Here is a 15,674-nt window from a genome sequence, read left to right on the forward strand (position 1 = left end):
GCATTGCTCTCCGGCAAAAGCAGAACAAGTCACACCGCTGATGTCGCCAGTAGGCACTTTTTACAGTCAGCGGTATAACACAATATAGAGCGCAAACAGGCGGTATCTCCGCCTGTTCTTTGCCACATTAATACTCGTCATACTTCAAATTACATGTACGTTGGCTACGTTCAAATCGGCTCCTAGCAGATTTGTCACCCGAATCGCTTACTTGAGTAAGCTTATCGGGATGCCTTCCCTTGCCGCCTGCCTGAAACTTGAATTATTTAGAGTATTTTGTACCCATCCATTCTTTGGTTGCTGAAACCAGCAACCATCAAACGCTTGGGTCACTATTCAGATCCAAAAGGCTATTTGCCGCTTTTGACCTTCGTCCATGCACGGGTACGCGTACGGTCAATCTGAGGAGATTGCACCTTGAGCGTAAACATTTTGGCGCGAACATCTGCTGGCGGGTAAACGCCAGGGTTGTTACGAATCTCTTCGTTCACCAAAGGCAAGGAGGCCAGATTACCGCTCGCGTAATACGTGTGATTACTGATCTCCGCCATCACTTCCGGCTTCATCAGGTAATCCAGAAACGCGTAGGCTTCGTCCAGATTTTTAGCATCTTTCGGGATGGCGAGGACATCAAAGAATGCCAACGCACCTTCTTTCGGAATGCTGTATTGGATATTTACCCCGTTCTTCGCTTCTTTCGCACGGTTCCCCGCCTGCATGATATCTCCCGCCCAACCCACTGCGACGCAGATGTCGCCGTTAGCCAGATCGTTGATGTACTGCGACGAATGGAAGTAACGAATGCTTGGACGCAATTTCAGCAACAGATCGGTCGCTGACGTGCTGTAATCACCCGGTTTGGTGCTGTTCGGATCTTTACCCTGATAGTTCAGTACGGTGGCGAAGATCTCTTCCGGTGCATCCAGGAAGGATACGCCGCAGCTTTTCAGCTTTTCCAGATTCTCTGGCTTCAATACCAGATCCCAACTGTCAACGGGTGCATCGGCGCCCAGCGCGGCTTTAACTTTATCAACGTTATAGCCGATGCCGGTGGTCGCCCACAGGTAAGGCAACGCATATTTGTTACCGGGATCGTGCTGCGCAATGAGCTTCATCAGCTCAGGATCCAGATTTTTGTAATTTGGCAGTTTGCTCTTGTCTAATGGCTGAAACACTCCCGCAGAGAGCTGGCGCTCCAGGAAGCTGGCAGAAGGCACCACCAGATCAAAACCTGTACTGCCCGCCATGAGCTTGCCTTCCAACACTTCGTTGGAGTCAAACACATCATAGACAACCTTAATACCGGTTTCTTTCTGGAAATTGGCTAACGTGTTCGGTGCGATATAGTCGGACCAGTTATAAACATGCAGCGTTTTCTCTTCCGCAGATGCGGTGACGGACGCGGCCATCAGCAAGCCGGTAACAACACCCGATAGCCATTTTTTACGTTGGGTGAACATCCGTTCCTTCCTCCATATAAGGGGGTGATTCATGGGAGTAAGCATGTATCGTTCCGATACAAAATATATCCTGCCGCGCTATTCAACCGGTGAATGAGTATGCACCGATTTTTATTCGCTCAGACACAGACATAGCCCTGATTGCACTGTCTGTCTCTTACAGGAATAAAGCATAACCCCACAACATCGTACGCACCATACTTGAACGTAAAAAATGGGTTTTAACGATTATTTATTCACATTTTATCGATGTGATGGAGGCGTTTAGCGGCAAACAAAGAGAAATATCTGGCAACAATGGTAAATAACCAGAATAAATGGCGGTGAAAGGAAAATAAGTAAAACCAATTGCTGCCTTTGGCAGCAACCGTATCAATGCAGATGTGAGGTCATGACTCTGGCAGCAGAGCCCTCTTCTTCCTCGCCGATAAACAGCAGATTATTAGCGCTGGCCTCAAGGATCACCATTGAGATTTGCTCTTCGGATTGCTGCATAAAATGTCTGAATTGTTCCAACGTCATGCCTGCGGCAACGCTGAATGACTGGCACACAATCAGTTTCGGCAGGTTGTCGTCCTGAACATCAATAAACGCCTTGACGGTCAGCGAACTAGCATTGATTTGGCTTAGATCGCCGACCAGAGGAATGAGCGCACTGGGTTTCACTTCAGCGAGTGCGGAAAACAGGATCACGTTATCTACCAGATCAACTTTCGCATCGAACACACCATCAAAATTTTGCATATGAGGAAGATGGAGTGCCTGACAGGAATCACATTCAAAATACAGAATATTCAGTTGATCCAGCCACCGCCGTAGCATAGCCAAATCCGGGACGATGAGTGAATCCATCATGTTTGCCTCATACCTGCCGCCGTACAGACAGCGTTGTTGAAAAGAGAACACCGTTTACGCAGAAGCGGTGCTTAACAGAAACCGCATTAAAACAGAAACAATGTCAAAAACGGCACATAGCTTACGGAATATTGAGCGACGATGCCACGATAAAAGCACTTCATCGCCCGCTTTCCTCGTTCCGCAGCGCCACGACGCAGCAGGTCAGCCTTAGCCCAATGTCCACACACTAAGAGTCAGCCCCCATTTTACGGTGCAGCCCCTGTTTCAGAAAGCTAACTTTTGGCTATTGTTGCTGATGTTGCGACGAGCCTCTGAGTATTTTGCTCAATAAATTCAATCATCATGCCAGCAATGTCGAGTCCGGTTGTCGTTTCAATGCCTTCCAACCCCGGGGAAGCATTCACCTCCATCACCAACGGCCCCCGATCGGCACGCAAAATATCAACACCCGCCACATTCAGACCCAATGTTTTCGCTGCTTTGATGGCAATCGCACGTTCCTGCGCCGTAATTTTCACTTTATTCGCCGTACCACCGCGGTGCAGGTTTGAACGGAACTCCCCCGCTTTCGCCTGCCGCTCAATGGCCGCAACAACCCGATTGCCGATAACAAAACAGCGAATGTCCCTACCCTGAGCTTCATGCACATATTCCTGCACCAGAATATGCGCATTCAGCCCGCGAAAGGCATCAATTACGCTTTCCGCAGCCTGACGTGTCTCGGCCAATACGACACCGATCCCCTGCGTGCCTTCCACCAACTTGACGACCAGCGGCGCACCGCCCACCATCGCAATCAGGTCACCGGTATCATCCGGCGAGTGAGCGAATCCGGTGATCGGCAGGTCAATGCCTTCGCGGGCAAGCAGTTGCAATGAATGAAGTTTGTCACGAGCACGAATCACCGCAACAGAATTATTCAGCGGGTAGCTTCCCAGCATTTCAAACTGGCGCAATACCGCCGTGCCGTAAAACGTGATCTGTGAACCAATACGCGGAACAATCGCATCGTATTTATCCAGCCGACGCCCGCGATAATGCACTGACGGGGCCGCCGAATTGATATTCATGTAGCAGGAGAGCGGATCAATAATCTCAACGCTGTGCTTGCGCGCCTCAGCCGCTTCACGCAGACGTTTGCAGGAATATAACGCCCCATCACGAGACAGAATGGCTATCTTCATAAATATCCTACTGATACTAGCGTATCGCCCATCCTTGCTGATGTAAGTAGTCCAACATGAACGGACGTAACTCTTTTTTCAGCGTGCGTTCAACGTGCTCACTCCAACTTTCGCGGCGGCTCCCGGTACGCTGTAGATAATATTCCACCATTTGCCGATCGTATTGCGCCAACACATCGCGGTCGAGCGGCTGATAGACATTTTCATGCAGCATCATGGCGGTTGGCATGCGCGGTTTCAGCATTGGTTCAGCGTCAGGGTGCCCCAGGCACAGGCCAAACAGCGGAATCACTAATGTCGGCAATTGCAGCAACTGCGTTACATCAGCAATTCGGTTACGGATTCCGCCGATAAAAACCCCACCCAACCCCAGTGATTCGGCGGCAGTCAGTGCATTCTGCGCCATGAGCGCGGTATCGACACAACCAATCAGCAACTGCTCGGCCAGCCCGGTTTCAGCCTGTGGGAAGATTTCCACGTGGCGGTGGAAATCGGCACAAAAGACCCAAAATTCTGCCGCCTGCGCCACATAGCCTTGTTCGCCGGTATAGTGAACCAGCGTTTCACGCACGGCAGGATCGGTAATACGAATAATGGAACTGCATTGTAAAAAGCTGGAGCTGGACGCACTTTGTGCGGAGGCAATGATGGCGTGACGTTGATCATCCGTCACAGCCTGAGATGTAAACGCGCGAATAGAACGGTGGCGTTGCAGCAAATCAATGGTTGGTGTCACTCGGGCATCCTTGGGTCGGTAAAGTTATTTCATTCTTTATACCCTAAATAATTCGAGTTGCAGGACAATACGTTGGCGTTTTGAACAACGTGAAGCGTTGGTCCGCAGGGCGAGGCTCATTTATGGGCCTCGTAACGCGGCAAGAGAAAGACAGATTCGTCGGGAACGAATTTGTCTAGCCAACGCACATGCAGCTTGAAGTATGACGGGTATAAATAGCTTCAACAAATCGTTGTAACAGGTAATGACTACTTTTTTTCATCAATGAATACGGGCATAGTAGCGCGATTCGCAGTAACCTCATTAACCGTAACATTTTTAGCCGTGACCTTGTCTGCAACAGGCGTCACGCTATACGTTTCAAGAATGAGCACATTTTCTACTTTTACAAAGGAGTTTACATGTTCGCTGTAATTTTCGGGCGCCCGGCTTGCCCTTATTGTGTACGTGCGAAAGAACTGGCAGAGAAACTGTCCGAGCAACGTGATGACTTCAGCTTCCGCTATGTAGACATTCACGCAGAAGGCATTTCGAAAGAAGATTTGTCCAAGACGGTAGGAAAGCCGGTTGAAACCGTGCCGCAGATTTTCCTGGATGAAAAACATATCGGTGGCTGCACCGATTTTGAAGCCTATGCCAAAGAGCATCTGGCTCTGTTCCAGTCATAATAATCAGACTGGCAGGACAAGAGCGCGGCGAAAGTCCGCGCTTTTTTATGGGCTATTGTCCAGAACTCACTTAGCGAAGATAGCGTCGATACAGGCTACGCAAACACAGCATGCCCAGTGCCCCCAGCACACACCAAAAGACCGCACTCATCACATAGGCCAGCTCTTGCCAGAAAGAACGCATCGGCGTATTCCACAGGTGGAGAATCAATAAACACACAGGCATAGCCGCCAACGCGCCGAACAACGGGTAAAGCAGGCGACCGCGGGAGGAAAGAAAACAGGCCACCATACCGGGCAACACAAAGAGCAACATACCAGGACTACCGCGCAGCCCATCATTCACCACGACATCCGACACTTCAATCTTTTGGCTCAGAAACACCACGGTGAACAATAGAAAACAACAGGTCGCACCGACCCAACCTTTATTTATTGCCATAAATCGCCCCTCTCAATATGCCTCCCAATCTTCATCAACCAAATACCGAAAGCGTTCGGTATGGTAAAAATGATTGGTGTATCTATTCCCCGATATGAAAAACATGAGGCTTCGCTACGATTTATTCGACGCACTGGTTGTCTGTAAAAAAGACGATAATCCGCGTATTTCGTTAACAGCGGCACCACAATCATTAAATTAAACAATAATTACACTGAACAATTTTTATCGGATAAATTATACTGAATGAGGCTGATTCCTTTCAGCTGACGCGTATTGATGCCGTCGCGGGAATTCATGCATTTCATGGCTAAATCTAGCCGCTATAATGAATAACATCAAGAACTTACTGGTAAACAACAAGTTGCATTCCATGAATATAAACGTCGCTGATTTGTTAAACGGGAATTACATTCTGCTTTTATTCGTGGTTCTTTCATTAGGACTCTGTCTGGGAAAATTGCGACTCGGACCAGTACAACTCGGTAATTCTATTGGCGTTTTAGTGGTTTCTTTATTACTCGGCCAACAACATTTCTCGATTAATACCGAAGCGTTGAGCCTCGGTTTTATGTTATTTATTTTTTGCGTAGGTGTCGAAGCGGGGCCGAATTTCTTTTCTATTTTCTTCCGCGACGGGAAAAATTATTTCATGCTGGCACTGGTGATGGTCGGCAGCGCTATGTTACTGGCGTTAGGCCTAGGCAAACTCTTTGGCTGGGGGATTGGTTTGACGGCGGGGATGCTAGCAGGCTCCATGACATCAACGCCAGTGCTGGTCGGCGCAGGTGACACGCTGCGCAATACCGCCAGCTTGGGGAGTCAACTCAGTATTGAACAAGATCACCTGAGTCTGGGCTATGCGCTAACGTATCTGGTCGGGCTGGTCAGCCTCATTTTTGGTGCCCGCTATCTGCCCAAACTCCAACATCAGGATCTCCCCACCAGCGCGCAGCAGATTGCACGCGAGCGCGGGCTGGATGCGGACAGCCAGCGAAAAGTGTATCTACCAGTGATTCGCGCCTACCGCGTTGGGCCTGAGCTAGTAGACTGGGCGGCTGGCAAGAATTTGCGCGAACTGGGGATCTACCGCCAAACGGGTTGCTACATTGAGCGCATTCGACGCAACGGAATTTTGGCCAGCCCCGATGGCGATGCCGTCTTGCAAATCGGCGACGAAATCGCGCTGGTCGGTTATCCCGATGCCCATTCCCGCCTGAACTCCAACTTCCGCGATGGCAAGGAAGTTTTTGACCGCGATTTGTTGGACATGCGCATCGTGACGGAAGAGATTGTCGTCAAGAATCACAACGCCGTCGGCAAGCGCCTCAGTCAATTGAAGCTGACCGATCACGGCTGCTTCCTTAACCGAATTGTCCGTAGCCAGATTGAAATGCCGATTGACGATAGCGTCGTACTGAATAAAGGCGATGTCTTACAGGTCAGCGGTGACGCCCGCCGGGTAAAAAGCATTGCTGACAGAATCGGGTTCATTTCTATTCACAGTCAGGTCACCGATCTGCTGGCCTTCTGCGCCTTTTTTGTTATCGGCATGATGGTCGGGCTGATCACGATCCAGTTCAGTAACTTCACCTTTGGCATCGGAAACGCAGCCGGATTGCTCTTCGCCGGTATTATGCTGGGCTTCCTGCGTGCCAACCATCCAACCTTCGGATACATTCCGCAAGGCGCGCTCAACATGGTCAAAGAATTTGGCCTCATGGTCTTTATGGCGGGCGTAGGCCTGAGTGCGGGCAGCACAATCAACAGTAGCCTGGGAGAAGTCGGTATCCAGATGCTGGCTTCAGGGTTGATTGTCAGCCTTGTGCCGGTGGTGATTTGTTTTCTGTTCGGCGCATATGTACTGAAAATGAACCGAGCGCTACTGTTTGGTGCCATGATGGGCGCACGGACCTGTGCACCCGCCATGGAGATCATCAGCGATACGGCACGCAGTAATATTCCTGCTCTCGGCTATGCGGGGACCTACGCCATCGCTAACGTGCTGCTCACACTAGCAGGTTCACTTATCGTGGTTATCTGGCCTGAATTGCCCGGCTGAGAAATGTAAAAAATCGTCAATATTATTTTCTAAAAAATCAGAACTTTTTCTTTGATCTAAAGTCTGAGTAAGTGCCACTGCTTTTCTTTGATTCCCCTTATTGAGGAGCCCATCGTTCCCGCCTTTCAGGTTCAAGAACGATGGGCGTTTTCTTTTCTGCCTTATACTCGTCATACTTCAAATTGCATGTGAGTTGGCTACGCTACTCGGCACACTTGCGTGTGTATCGCCCCGTAGGGGCCGCTGCAAGCAGCGTTATTCGGCCTTATGGCCTCTCCCCTCCGGGGTCAGCGCAAGCGCTGTTCAAAAACGTCTTGCCGTTTTTATCCTGAAATTTGAATTAATTAGAGTATACCTCTTCCCTATTTCCCGATATCCACACATCCGCTATCACATTCGCTTCATTGTTTGTTATTAAAATAACAAATATTAATTTTTTTGTTATTTTTGTGACATTCAAATCATTGAGTGCCATAATCACGCTATCTGATTTTCTATCGACACAACCAAGGATTTATCATGACTGACTATGCACGCTATATCGACCACACTCTGTTGGCAGCAAACGCCACTGAACAACAAATCGTCACGCTGTGCGATGAAGCGATAGCGCACCATTTTTATGCCGTCTGTGTTAATTCCGGTTACGTTCCCTTAGCGGCCGAAAAACTGAAAGGTTCAACGGTACAGGTGTGCTCCGTTATCGGTTTTCCTCTCGGTGCAGGCCTGACCTCCAGTAAAGCTTTTGAAGCGAAAGCCGCGATTGATGCCGGAGCACAGGAAATCGACATGGTAATTAACGTCGGCTGGCTGAAAAGTGGGAAAATTGACGCCGTTAAAGCAGATATTCAGGCCGTGCGTGAGGTTTGCGCGGCTATACCGTTGAAGGTAATATTGGAAACCTGTCTGCTTGATGACGAACAGATTGTGCTGGTGTGTGAAATGTGTCGTCAGTTGAATGTCGCGTTCGTCAAAACATCTACCGGTTTCAGCACGGGTGGCGCACGCGAAGAACACGTTCGACTGATGCGCAATACCGTCGGCAACGAAATGGGTGTAAAAGCCTCCGGCGCGGTTCGCGATCGCGAAACGGCACAACGTATGATTGAAGCTGGCGCCACGCGTATTGGCACCAGTTCAGGCGTTGCTATCGTTTCAGGTGAAACTGCCGCAGCAGGAAACTACTAACAAAAAATAGCTACTAGCAGGGAATTTTATGGAAACGCGGCGCGACGAACGAATCGGTAGACTGGCTCAGGCACTAAAGAAAACCGATAAACTCCATCTTAAGGACGCCGCACAGCTACTCGGCGTGTCCGAGATGACCGTGCGCCGCGATCTAAATGCAGATTCCACCAGCGTCATGCTGCTCGGCGGCTACGTCGTTAGCGACCTGAAAAATAACGGTGTCACGAACTACTTTGTCTCCGACCAGCAGACTAAACACGTAAGAGAAAAGCAGTCTATCGGTACCGCCGCCGCCTATCTTGTGGAGGCAAACGATACCGTTTTTTTCGACTGTGGCACCACCATTCCCTTCATTATTGATGCAATTCCCGACGAGCTGCCTTTTACTGCGATTTGCTATTCCCTGAACACCTTTTTGGCGTTGCAGGAGAAAAAGGCGTGCAGAGTGATTTTATGCGGCGGGGAATATCATCCAGATAACGCGATTTTCACCCCGCTCAACCAGCGCAGTGAACTGGACAACATTTGCCCGAATAAAGCCTTTATCTCTGCGGCAGGCATCGACCTTAACGCAGGCGCGACCTGCTTTAATTTTGCCGAGCTAGGCATGAAGCAGCGCGCAATGGCGACCGCACAGCGAATCATTATTGTGGCAGACAACAGCAAATTCGGTCAGATCAAACGCGCCTGTATCGGCCCGATGACGCTGTTTGATACGGTGATTTCAGACAGCGCCCCCGGAGAACAATACCTACGTTACTTCTCTAACAACAGCATTCAGTTAATCCATCCGGGAAATTAGAGTCTGTTCTAGTCGGCGTTATTGGTAGCCCTACTAGGATAGACTCTTAGCCGAATAACCCACCAAACCACTGCTGTACCTTCATCATCACCGAATCCCAGAGACGACTAAAGAAGCCGGCCTCTGGGATATCATCCATCGCCACCAGTTGGCGCTGTCCGATGCTTTTACCATCCAGTTGGAAGTCAATGGTGCCAACAACCTGATTCTTGGTTAACGGTGCCGAGAGCTGTGGCTGATTCAGCGTGAAACTGGCTTTCAGATTCTTCATCTGCCCTTTTGGGATCGTCAATGCCGCATCCTGCGCCACCCCAAGCCGTGTCTCCTTCTCCGTGCCAAACCATACTCGCTGCGTGGTAAAAGGTGCATCTGTCTTGATCGGCGTTACCGTTTCAAAAAAGCGGAAGCCCCATGTGAGCAATTTTTCGCTTTCACGGAAACGAATGGCATCCGTTTGTGCCCCCAACACCACGGAAATCAGGCGCATATTGCCTTCCGTTGCCGAGGCCACCAAATTATGCCCCGCGCCATTGGTGTGACCCGTTTTCACACCATCCACATTCAGGTTCGTGCTCCATAGCAGACGGTTACGGTTAGGCTGACGAATATTATTGAAGGTGAACTCTTTTTCTTTGTGTAATGCATACTCTTCCGGCACGTCGCGAATCAGCGCCTGCCCTAAGAGCGCCATATCGCGCGCGGTACTGTACTGCCCCGGCGCATCAAGACCATGTACAGTAAGAAAATGCGTATTCGTCAGATTAAGCGCCTTTGCATAATTGTTCATCAGGCTGACGAATGCATCCTGACTACCCGCGACGTAATCAGCCAGTGCAATGCTGGCATCATTACCCGACTGAATGACAATCCCTTTATTTAACTCAGAAACCGGGATGCGATCGCCCGGCTTCAGGAACATCAGAGACGATCCGCGCAGCGTCGGATTACCCGTTGCCCACGCATCTTTTCCAACTGTGACTTCATCCGTCGGACGAATTTTACCGGATTTGATAGCCTGCCCAATCACGTAGCTCGCCATGATTTTTGTCAGGCTGGCAGGATCAAGGCGCTCATCGGCGTTACTTTCCGCCAGCACCTTGCCGCTGTTGTGATCGATCAAAATAAAGGCTTTGGCGTCAATTTGCGGCACGGCTGGCAACTGTTCCGCATAGGTGAGAGGCACCAAACCAACAAGCAATACCGTACCTACAGAGAAAGACGTGAGTCTGGTCAGGAAAGGAGTTGTTTTCATGAGTTCGCCGCAATGTCCATCAGTCGTTAAAAATTATTAATTTTCAATATGTTTTGAAAACTTTAGTAACATACAAAGGTAACGCGTCACCCCTAGGATGAAAACCGCTGCTTCTGTAAAGATAGTCAAAGAAATGAAATGTTCTAAAAAAACTTTTATAAAAAAAGGACTTAGCGAAACATAAGGAATGTCTGAAAATGCAAACGGTAGAATAATCAGAAAAATAGCAGAAGTACGAGGGGATATGGCAGCATCAGTCCCCCCTCGTGCCCAGACGTGACGCCTAACGGCGCTCGCGTTTATCGGCGCGTTTCGACAGCCAGTCACCCAGCGTCTGCACCACCTGCACCAGAATAACCAGTGCAATCACGGTAATTACCATAACCTCGGTTTCATAACGGTAATAGCCGAAGCGGATCGCCAAATCACCGACTCCACCGCCGCCGACAATGCCCGCCATCGCCGAATAGCCGATGAGGCTTACGAGCGTAATCGTCAGACCACGCAATAGTCCTGCTTTTGCTTCTGGCAACAGTACCGTGCCAATAATGCGCATCGGACTGGCGCCAAAGGCTTCAGCCGCTTCCACGATACCGGGATCGATCTCACGCAGTGCGCTATCTACCAGACGGGCATAAAATGCGATCGCCGCGACAGACATCGGCACTGCCGCCGCCACAGGTCCAATTGTATTGCCCAACAGAATCTGTGTAAGCGGCAGCAGCAGCACCAGCAGAATAACGAAGGGAATAGAACGGATGATATTCACCAACACGGTGCCAAACAGATAGACGGCGCGATTTTGCCAGAACAGGTTCCTGTCCGTAACGTAAATCAGCAGCCCCAGCGGTAAACCACCGATTACAGCAAACAGCGTGGAAATGCCCACCATCTGGAATGTTTCACCAAACGCTGCGATCAGATCGATCCATAAATCAGCCATGTAGCACCTCCACATTCGCCGTTCTTACCTGAATATGCTTCACCGCTTCCGCCACTTTTTCGGGGTCTGATGGATGAGTCAATAGCGCCACGAGTATGCCTAACGCACGATTACCAATGTATTCGATCTTACCGTGTAGAATATTGACGGACACACCAAAGCGCGTTGCAACGTCCGATAGCACAGGCTGCTCCGCCGATTCACCGACGAATAGAATCTTCAATAATGTGCCTTGTAAGTCCTCCAGCAAGCGAGGCGGCAAGGCGAGATCCAACGTATGAGATACTAGTTGGTGGGTAAATTCGTGCTGTGGCGTAGCAAAGATATCGAAAACATCCCCCTCTTCTACCACCCGACCACCCGTCATCACTGCGACCCGATCGCAGACAGCTTTAATCACGCTCATCTCATGGGAGATCAGCACGATGGTAATACCGAGTTTCTCGTTAATCTCTTTCAGTAGTACCAGAATGGCGGCTGACGTTTCCAAATCGAGTGCCGAGGTCGGTTCATCGCACAGCAACACTTCAGGATCGTTGGCAATCGCTCTGGCTATGCCCACCCGCTGTTTCTGACCACCGCTGAGCTGTGCCGGGTAAGACGATGCTTTATCAGACAACCCCACCAGATTCAGAATTTCCGGCACGCGCTGAGCAATTTCCGCATTAGATTTCCCGGCAGCTTTCAAGCTAAACGCGACGTTTTCTGTCACGGTCCGCGTCTGCATCAGGTTGAAATGCTGAAATATCATGCCAATTTTTTGCCGCTGTTCACGCAGCGGCTGCCCTGCTAATTCGCTGATGAGCACGCCATTGACGAGCACACGGCCAGAGGTCGGCCGCTGTAAGAGATTGATGGTCCGCAGCAACGTACTTTTTCCCGCACCGCTAGTGCCGACAATACCGTAAACCTCTCCGCGTTGGATGTGCAGAGACACATTGTCCACTGCGCGATTTTCTGGTTGCTTCCCTTGTGAGAAGTCAACGCTAACCCCTTCTAACTGAATCATTATCCGCAAACTCCTGGCCTGAGCGGAAAAGAAGAAAGCCGGTCATAGACCGGCCAAATAGTATTCTGTACAGCTTAACGCTTACTGTGCGGGCGCTGGCGTTTTTGCCTGCATCCACTCAGGTTTCTGGAACTGGCTATACATCAACGCAGGATCGTTGATCACAGCGGCATACGCAGGTGATTCCACAATCGCTTTTGTATCTTTCACGAATGGCTTATCAAGATCGTCGGTGCGCACGGCAATAACATTCTTCAGGTTCTCATCCAGCGTTTCCAGCTTGATGGCCGATGACAGCTTCATGCCTGATGCCAGCGCAAAATTACCGTTCACCAGCGATGCCGTCACGCTATCCAGCGTACGAGGCAACTGTGCCGCTTCCATCGGTTTGAAAACCAACCCACGTGGGTTTTCAAGGATATCTTTCTCAGAAGCCTTGGTTGGATCGATATCAGCCTTAATCTTAATCAGCCCTATCGATTGCAGAAAACGCAGGCCACGTGCCAGGTTGGTGGCATCGTTAGATAGCGTGACCACATCTCCTTTTTTCAGCTCATCCAGCGATGTGATCTTCTTCGAATAGAAGCCCATGCTTGCCGTCGGTACAACAATCAGTGGAGAAATTTTTAACCCTTTATCCTCGGCAAATTTCTCCAGATAGAGTGTATGCTGGAAGAGGTTGGCGTCGATGCTGCCGTTTGCCAGTGCCAGATTGGGCTGAACGTAATCACTGAATTCACGCACGACGACCTTGTAACCTTTTTTCACCAGCTCAGGTTTAATCGCCAGATTCACCATGTCGCCATACGGCCCAGGTGCTACGCCAAACGTGATCGTCTGCGGATCGCTGCTGGCCACAGCAAATTGCAAACTGGCGGCAAACAGCGTGATGCCCAGAGCGGCGCGAACAGAATGCGTCAATTTCATTGTGTAACTTTCCTGTCTGAATGTAACTTGCTGTCATTATTAAGAATGACAAGTTAAATCATAAAGACTAAAAAGGCATATCATTATTTCTCATCGACTGTCGCAAACATTTGAACATCCTTTATGCAGAAAGAGGTAGGTATGATAACGATTTGGGGTCGTGACAATTCGACCAACGTCAAGAAAGTCCTGTGGTGCGCGGAAGAGCTTGCGCTGCCGTATCAACACATAGTGGCTGGCGGACAATTCGGCCGTAATCATGATGCTGATTATCTGGCGATGAACCCTAATGGCCTCATTCCCTGTTTGCAGGACGACGATCTGGTGCTGTGGGAATCCAACACCATCGTACGTTATCTGGCGGCACAGTACGGCCAGAATTCGCTGTATCTCGCTGATGCGGGCGAACGTGCAGGTGCAGAAAAGTGGATGGACTGGACGAGCTCACTTGCAGCGTCTTTCGGCCCGGTGTTCATTAATATGGTGCGCATCGCGCCGGAAAAACGCGATATGGCATTGGTACAGAAAGGCATGGCTGAATGTGAACGTCTGCTCAGTATTGTCGATACGGTTCTGGCTCGTCAGCCGTGGCTATCCGGCGATCGGTTTGGCGTTGGTGATATTCCGCTAGGCTGCGTTGTCTACGGCTGGCTAAATATGCCGATTGAACGTCAGACGCATCCTCATCTGGAGCGCTGGTATCAGCAGTTGGCAGCACGTCCGGCTTACCAAAAGCACGTCATGATTCCGCTGTCTTAAGTGGACACAGGCACCTTCCGGTGCCTGATTTTGCTGACAAAGTATGCAGAGCGGTGATAATGGGTAGATCGTAAAGACGCTGCAAGTACATCCCTGTAAGCTCGGATTGCGCCATCCATGGCGCAAACGCTTTACTCTTCTATCCCATTACCCCCGTTCTCGTTCCATAGGTTTGTCAACGGGGCACCTTGCGGTGCCTGATTTTTTACTCCAGCCCAACCTTCAGTAATTTGCCATTGTCGTGATCGGTCAGCAAATAGAGGTAGCCGTCAGGTCCCAGCCTTACGTCGCGGATACGTTCACCCCGATCGTTCAGCAAACGCTCTTGTGAAGCGACCTTGTCACCCTCAAGCGTCAGACGAATCAGGTTCTTCTCTGCCAGTGCACCGATAAAGACCGAGTTTTTCCACTGCGGGAAACGATCGCTGTTATAGAAGGCCATCCCGCTGATGCCCGGTGATTTTTCCCAGTAAAAATCAGGATTCGCCATTCCTGCGATCTCTTTTCCTTTCGCTTCTGGAATTTTTAGCCCGGAATAGTTGATGCCATGTGTTGCAATCGGCCAGCCGTAATTCTCACCCGCTTTAGGGATGTTGATCTCATCACCGCCTTTCGGGCCGTGTTCATTTTCCCACAGCACACCAGACCATGGGTTAATCGCCAATCCCTGTGGATTACGGTGCCCATAAGACCAGATTTCAGGACGTACGTTAGGTGTGTTAACAAACGGGTTATCGGACGGCACCTTGCCATCTGCCGTCAGGCGAACAATTTTACCTTGTAACTTATCCAGATCCTGTGCAGTCGGGCGCTCGTTGTTTTCACCCAGTGCGATAAACAGATACCCTTGTCGATCAAAGGCCAGCTTGCCGCCGAAATGATTACCCGTCGACAGCTTCGGTTCCTGACGGAAGAAGATAGTGAAATTCTCTAACCGCTTATTATCTTCGGAAAGTTTGCCATACCCGACGGCGGTTCCCGCTTTGCCATCGCTCCCCTCCTCGGCAAAGCTCAGGTAGATGCGACGGTTCTGCGCAAAATCCGGCGATAGCGCAACTTCCAGTAGCCCACCTTGTGATTTGGCGAAAACTTTCGGCACGCCAGCAATGGGGGCAGACAACGCGCTATCCGCTTTCCATAAACGTAGATTCCCAGCACGTTCCGTGATCAAGATTCCCTGATTTTCCGGCAAAAATGCTAATGACCACGGGTGATCCAGCTTATCCTGTAATTCAGTCACCTTCGGTTCGGCCGCCAATAGCTGGCTGGAAAACAGCAACGTTGCGCTCAGCAGCAACCAGTGTGGCGCAGCAGAAAATCGTCGTAACCGAGTGTGTGAAGCAGAATTGCAAGGCATCGGGCAATAGGACATAGCGTTGTCTCC

The 15,674-nt window shown here is 50.1% G+C and carries 15 protein-coding genes; 5 read left to right on the forward strand and 10 right to left on the reverse strand.

Annotated elements, in window-relative coordinates; genetic code table 11:
• Positions 1–350: 350 nt before the first annotated feature.
• The 4 genes from potF to nfsA form a co-directional block, all read right to left on the reverse strand.
• Positions 351–1,460 (reverse strand): spermidine/putrescine ABC transporter substrate-binding protein PotF, encoded by a 1,110-nt coding sequence (gene potF / locus CLR69_RS07165; protein ID WP_129704406.1) that lies wholly within the window; start codon positions 1,458–1,460, stop codon positions 351–353.
• 372 nt (positions 1,461–1,832) lie between these two features.
• The gene (locus CLR69_RS07170; RefSeq protein WP_129704936.1) at positions 1,833–2,312 is read right to left on the reverse strand and encodes a type III secretion system chaperone family protein; all 480 of its coding nucleotides are present in this window, start codon (positions 2,310–2,312) and stop codon (positions 1,833–1,835) included.
• 278 nt (positions 2,313–2,590) lie between these two features.
• Positions 2,591–3,502, reverse strand: coding sequence for a 30S ribosomal protein S6--L-glutamate ligase (rimK, locus tag CLR69_RS07175; RefSeq protein WP_129704404.1), 912 nt, complete (start codon positions 3,500–3,502; stop codon positions 2,591–2,593).
• 16 nt (positions 3,503–3,518) lie between these two features.
• Positions 3,519–4,238 (reverse strand): oxygen-insensitive NADPH nitroreductase, encoded by a 720-nt coding sequence (gene nfsA / locus CLR69_RS07180; RefSeq protein ID WP_129704402.1) that lies wholly within the window; start codon positions 4,236–4,238, stop codon positions 3,519–3,521.
• 401 nt (positions 4,239–4,639) lie between these two features.
• On the opposite strand from nfsA, the gene CLR69_RS07185 reads away from it, so the two are divergent.
• A complete protein-coding gene (locus tag CLR69_RS07185) occupies positions 4,640–4,906 on the forward strand; it encodes a GrxA family glutaredoxin (protein ID WP_039300768.1) in 267 nt (88 codons plus the stop codon).
• A gap of 70 nt (positions 4,907–4,976) precedes the next feature.
• Here the strand turns inward: CLR69_RS07185 and CLR69_RS07190 are convergent, their stop codons facing one another.
• Positions 4,977–5,348 (reverse strand): inner membrane protein YbjM, encoded by a 372-nt coding sequence (locus CLR69_RS07190; RefSeq protein ID WP_129704400.1) that lies wholly within the window; start codon positions 5,346–5,348, stop codon positions 4,977–4,979.
• Between the two features lie 373 nt (positions 5,349–5,721).
• Between CLR69_RS07190 and CLR69_RS07195 the strand changes: the two genes are divergently transcribed.
• The 3 genes from CLR69_RS07195 (at position 5,722) to deoR (ending at position 9,400) form a co-directional block, all read left to right on the forward strand.
• Positions 5,722–7,410 carry an aspartate:alanine antiporter gene (locus CLR69_RS07195; protein ID WP_129711467.1) on the forward strand — a complete coding sequence of 563 codons (1,689 nt, stop codon included), beginning with the start codon at positions 5,722–5,724 and terminating at the stop codon, positions 7,408–7,410.
• Between the two features lie 519 nt (positions 7,411–7,929).
• The gene (gene deoC / locus CLR69_RS07200; RefSeq protein ID WP_129704396.1) at positions 7,930–8,598 is read left to right on the forward strand and encodes a deoxyribose-phosphate aldolase; all 669 of its coding nucleotides are present in this window, start codon (positions 7,930–7,932) and stop codon (positions 8,596–8,598) included.
• A 28-nt stretch (positions 8,599–8,626) separates the two neighbouring features.
• A complete protein-coding gene (gene deoR, locus CLR69_RS07205; RefSeq protein WP_129711469.1) occupies positions 8,627–9,400 on the forward strand; it encodes a DNA-binding transcriptional repressor DeoR in 774 nt (257 codons plus the stop codon).
• A 46-nt stretch (positions 9,401–9,446) separates the two neighbouring features.
• On the opposite strand, the gene CLR69_RS07210 is transcribed toward deoR, so the two are convergent.
• The 4 genes from CLR69_RS07210 to CLR69_RS07225 form a co-directional block, all read right to left on the reverse strand.
• Entirely contained in the window at positions 9,447–10,652 is a 1,206-nt protein-coding gene (locus CLR69_RS07210) for a serine hydrolase (protein WP_129711470.1), read from the reverse strand.
• Between the two features lie 283 nt (positions 10,653–10,935).
• Positions 10,936–11,595, reverse strand: coding sequence for a methionine ABC transporter permease (locus CLR69_RS07215; protein ID WP_129704390.1), 660 nt, complete (start codon positions 11,593–11,595; stop codon positions 10,936–10,938).
• Positions 11,588–12,604, reverse strand: coding sequence for a methionine ABC transporter ATP-binding protein (locus CLR69_RS07220; protein ID WP_129711471.1), 1,017 nt, complete (start codon positions 12,602–12,604; stop codon positions 11,588–11,590). The genes CLR69_RS07215 and CLR69_RS07220 overlap by 8 nt, the downstream gene beginning before the upstream one ends.
• Positions 12,605–12,685: 81 nt before the next feature.
• Positions 12,686–13,531, reverse strand: coding sequence for a MetQ/NlpA family ABC transporter substrate-binding protein (locus tag CLR69_RS07225; RefSeq protein WP_129711472.1), 846 nt, complete (start codon positions 13,529–13,531; stop codon positions 12,686–12,688).
• A 141-nt stretch (positions 13,532–13,672) separates the two neighbouring features.
• Between CLR69_RS07225 and CLR69_RS07230 the strand changes: the two genes are divergently transcribed.
• Complete coding sequence (locus CLR69_RS07230; protein ID WP_129711473.1) at positions 13,673–14,290, forward strand: glutathione S-transferase family protein; 618 nt, start codon at positions 13,673–13,675, stop codon at positions 14,288–14,290.
• 205 nt (positions 14,291–14,495) lie between these two features.
• Here CLR69_RS07230 and CLR69_RS07235 read toward each other — a convergent pair whose 3' ends face one another.
• Complete coding sequence (locus CLR69_RS07235; protein ID WP_129711474.1) at positions 14,496–15,662, reverse strand: PQQ-dependent sugar dehydrogenase; 1,167 nt, start codon at positions 15,660–15,662, stop codon at positions 14,496–14,498.
• Between the last annotated feature and the right edge of the window lie 12 nt (positions 15,663–15,674).

It is taken from the genome of Pectobacterium zantedeschiae, assembly GCF_004137795.1.
Taxonomy (GTDB): domain Bacteria; phylum Pseudomonadota; class Gammaproteobacteria; order Enterobacterales; family Enterobacteriaceae; genus Pectobacterium; species Pectobacterium zantedeschiae.

Coding starts and splice junctions, on each gene's coding strand:
- deoR (WP_129711469.1), top strand. CDS start 8,627: ATGGAAACGCGGCGCGACGAACGAATCGGTAGACTGGCTCAGGCACTA.
- CLR69_RS07230 (WP_129711473.1), top strand. CDS start 13,673: ATGATAACGATTTGGGGTCGTGACAATTCGACCAACGTCAAGAAAGTC.
- CLR69_RS07170 (WP_129704936.1), bottom strand. CDS start 2,312: ATGGATTCACTCATCGTCCCGGATTTGGCTATGCTACGGCGGTGGCTG.
- deoC (WP_129704396.1), top strand. CDS start 7,930: ATGACTGACTATGCACGCTATATCGACCACACTCTGTTGGCAGCAAAC.
- CLR69_RS07185 (WP_039300768.1), top strand. CDS start 4,640: ATGTTCGCTGTAATTTTCGGGCGCCCGGCTTGCCCTTATTGTGTACGT.
- potF (WP_129704406.1), bottom strand. CDS start 1,460: ATGTTCACCCAACGTAAAAAATGGCTATCGGGTGTTGTTACCGGCTTG.
- CLR69_RS07220 (WP_129711471.1), bottom strand. CDS start 12,604: ATGATTCAGTTAGAAGGGGTTAGCGTTGACTTCTCACAAGGGAAGCAA.
- rimK (WP_129704404.1), bottom strand. CDS start 3,502: ATGAAGATAGCCATTCTGTCTCGTGATGGGGCGTTATATTCCTGCAAA.
- CLR69_RS07225 (WP_129711472.1), bottom strand. CDS start 13,531: ATGAAATTGACGCATTCTGTTCGCGCCGCTCTGGGCATCACGCTGTTT.
- CLR69_RS07190 (WP_129704400.1), bottom strand. CDS start 5,348: ATGGCAATAAATAAAGGTTGGGTCGGTGCGACCTGTTGTTTTCTATTG.
- CLR69_RS07195 (WP_129711467.1), top strand. CDS start 5,722: ATGAATATAAACGTCGCTGATTTGTTAAACGGGAATTACATTCTGCTT.
- CLR69_RS07235 (WP_129711474.1), bottom strand. CDS start 15,662: ATGTCCTATTGCCCGATGCCTTGCAATTCTGCTTCACACACTCGGTTA.
- CLR69_RS07215 (WP_129704390.1), bottom strand. CDS start 11,595: ATGGCTGATTTATGGATCGATCTGATCGCAGCGTTTGGTGAAACATTC.
- CLR69_RS07210 (WP_129711470.1), bottom strand. CDS start 10,652: ATGAAAACAACTCCTTTCCTGACCAGACTCACGTCTTTCTCTGTAGGT.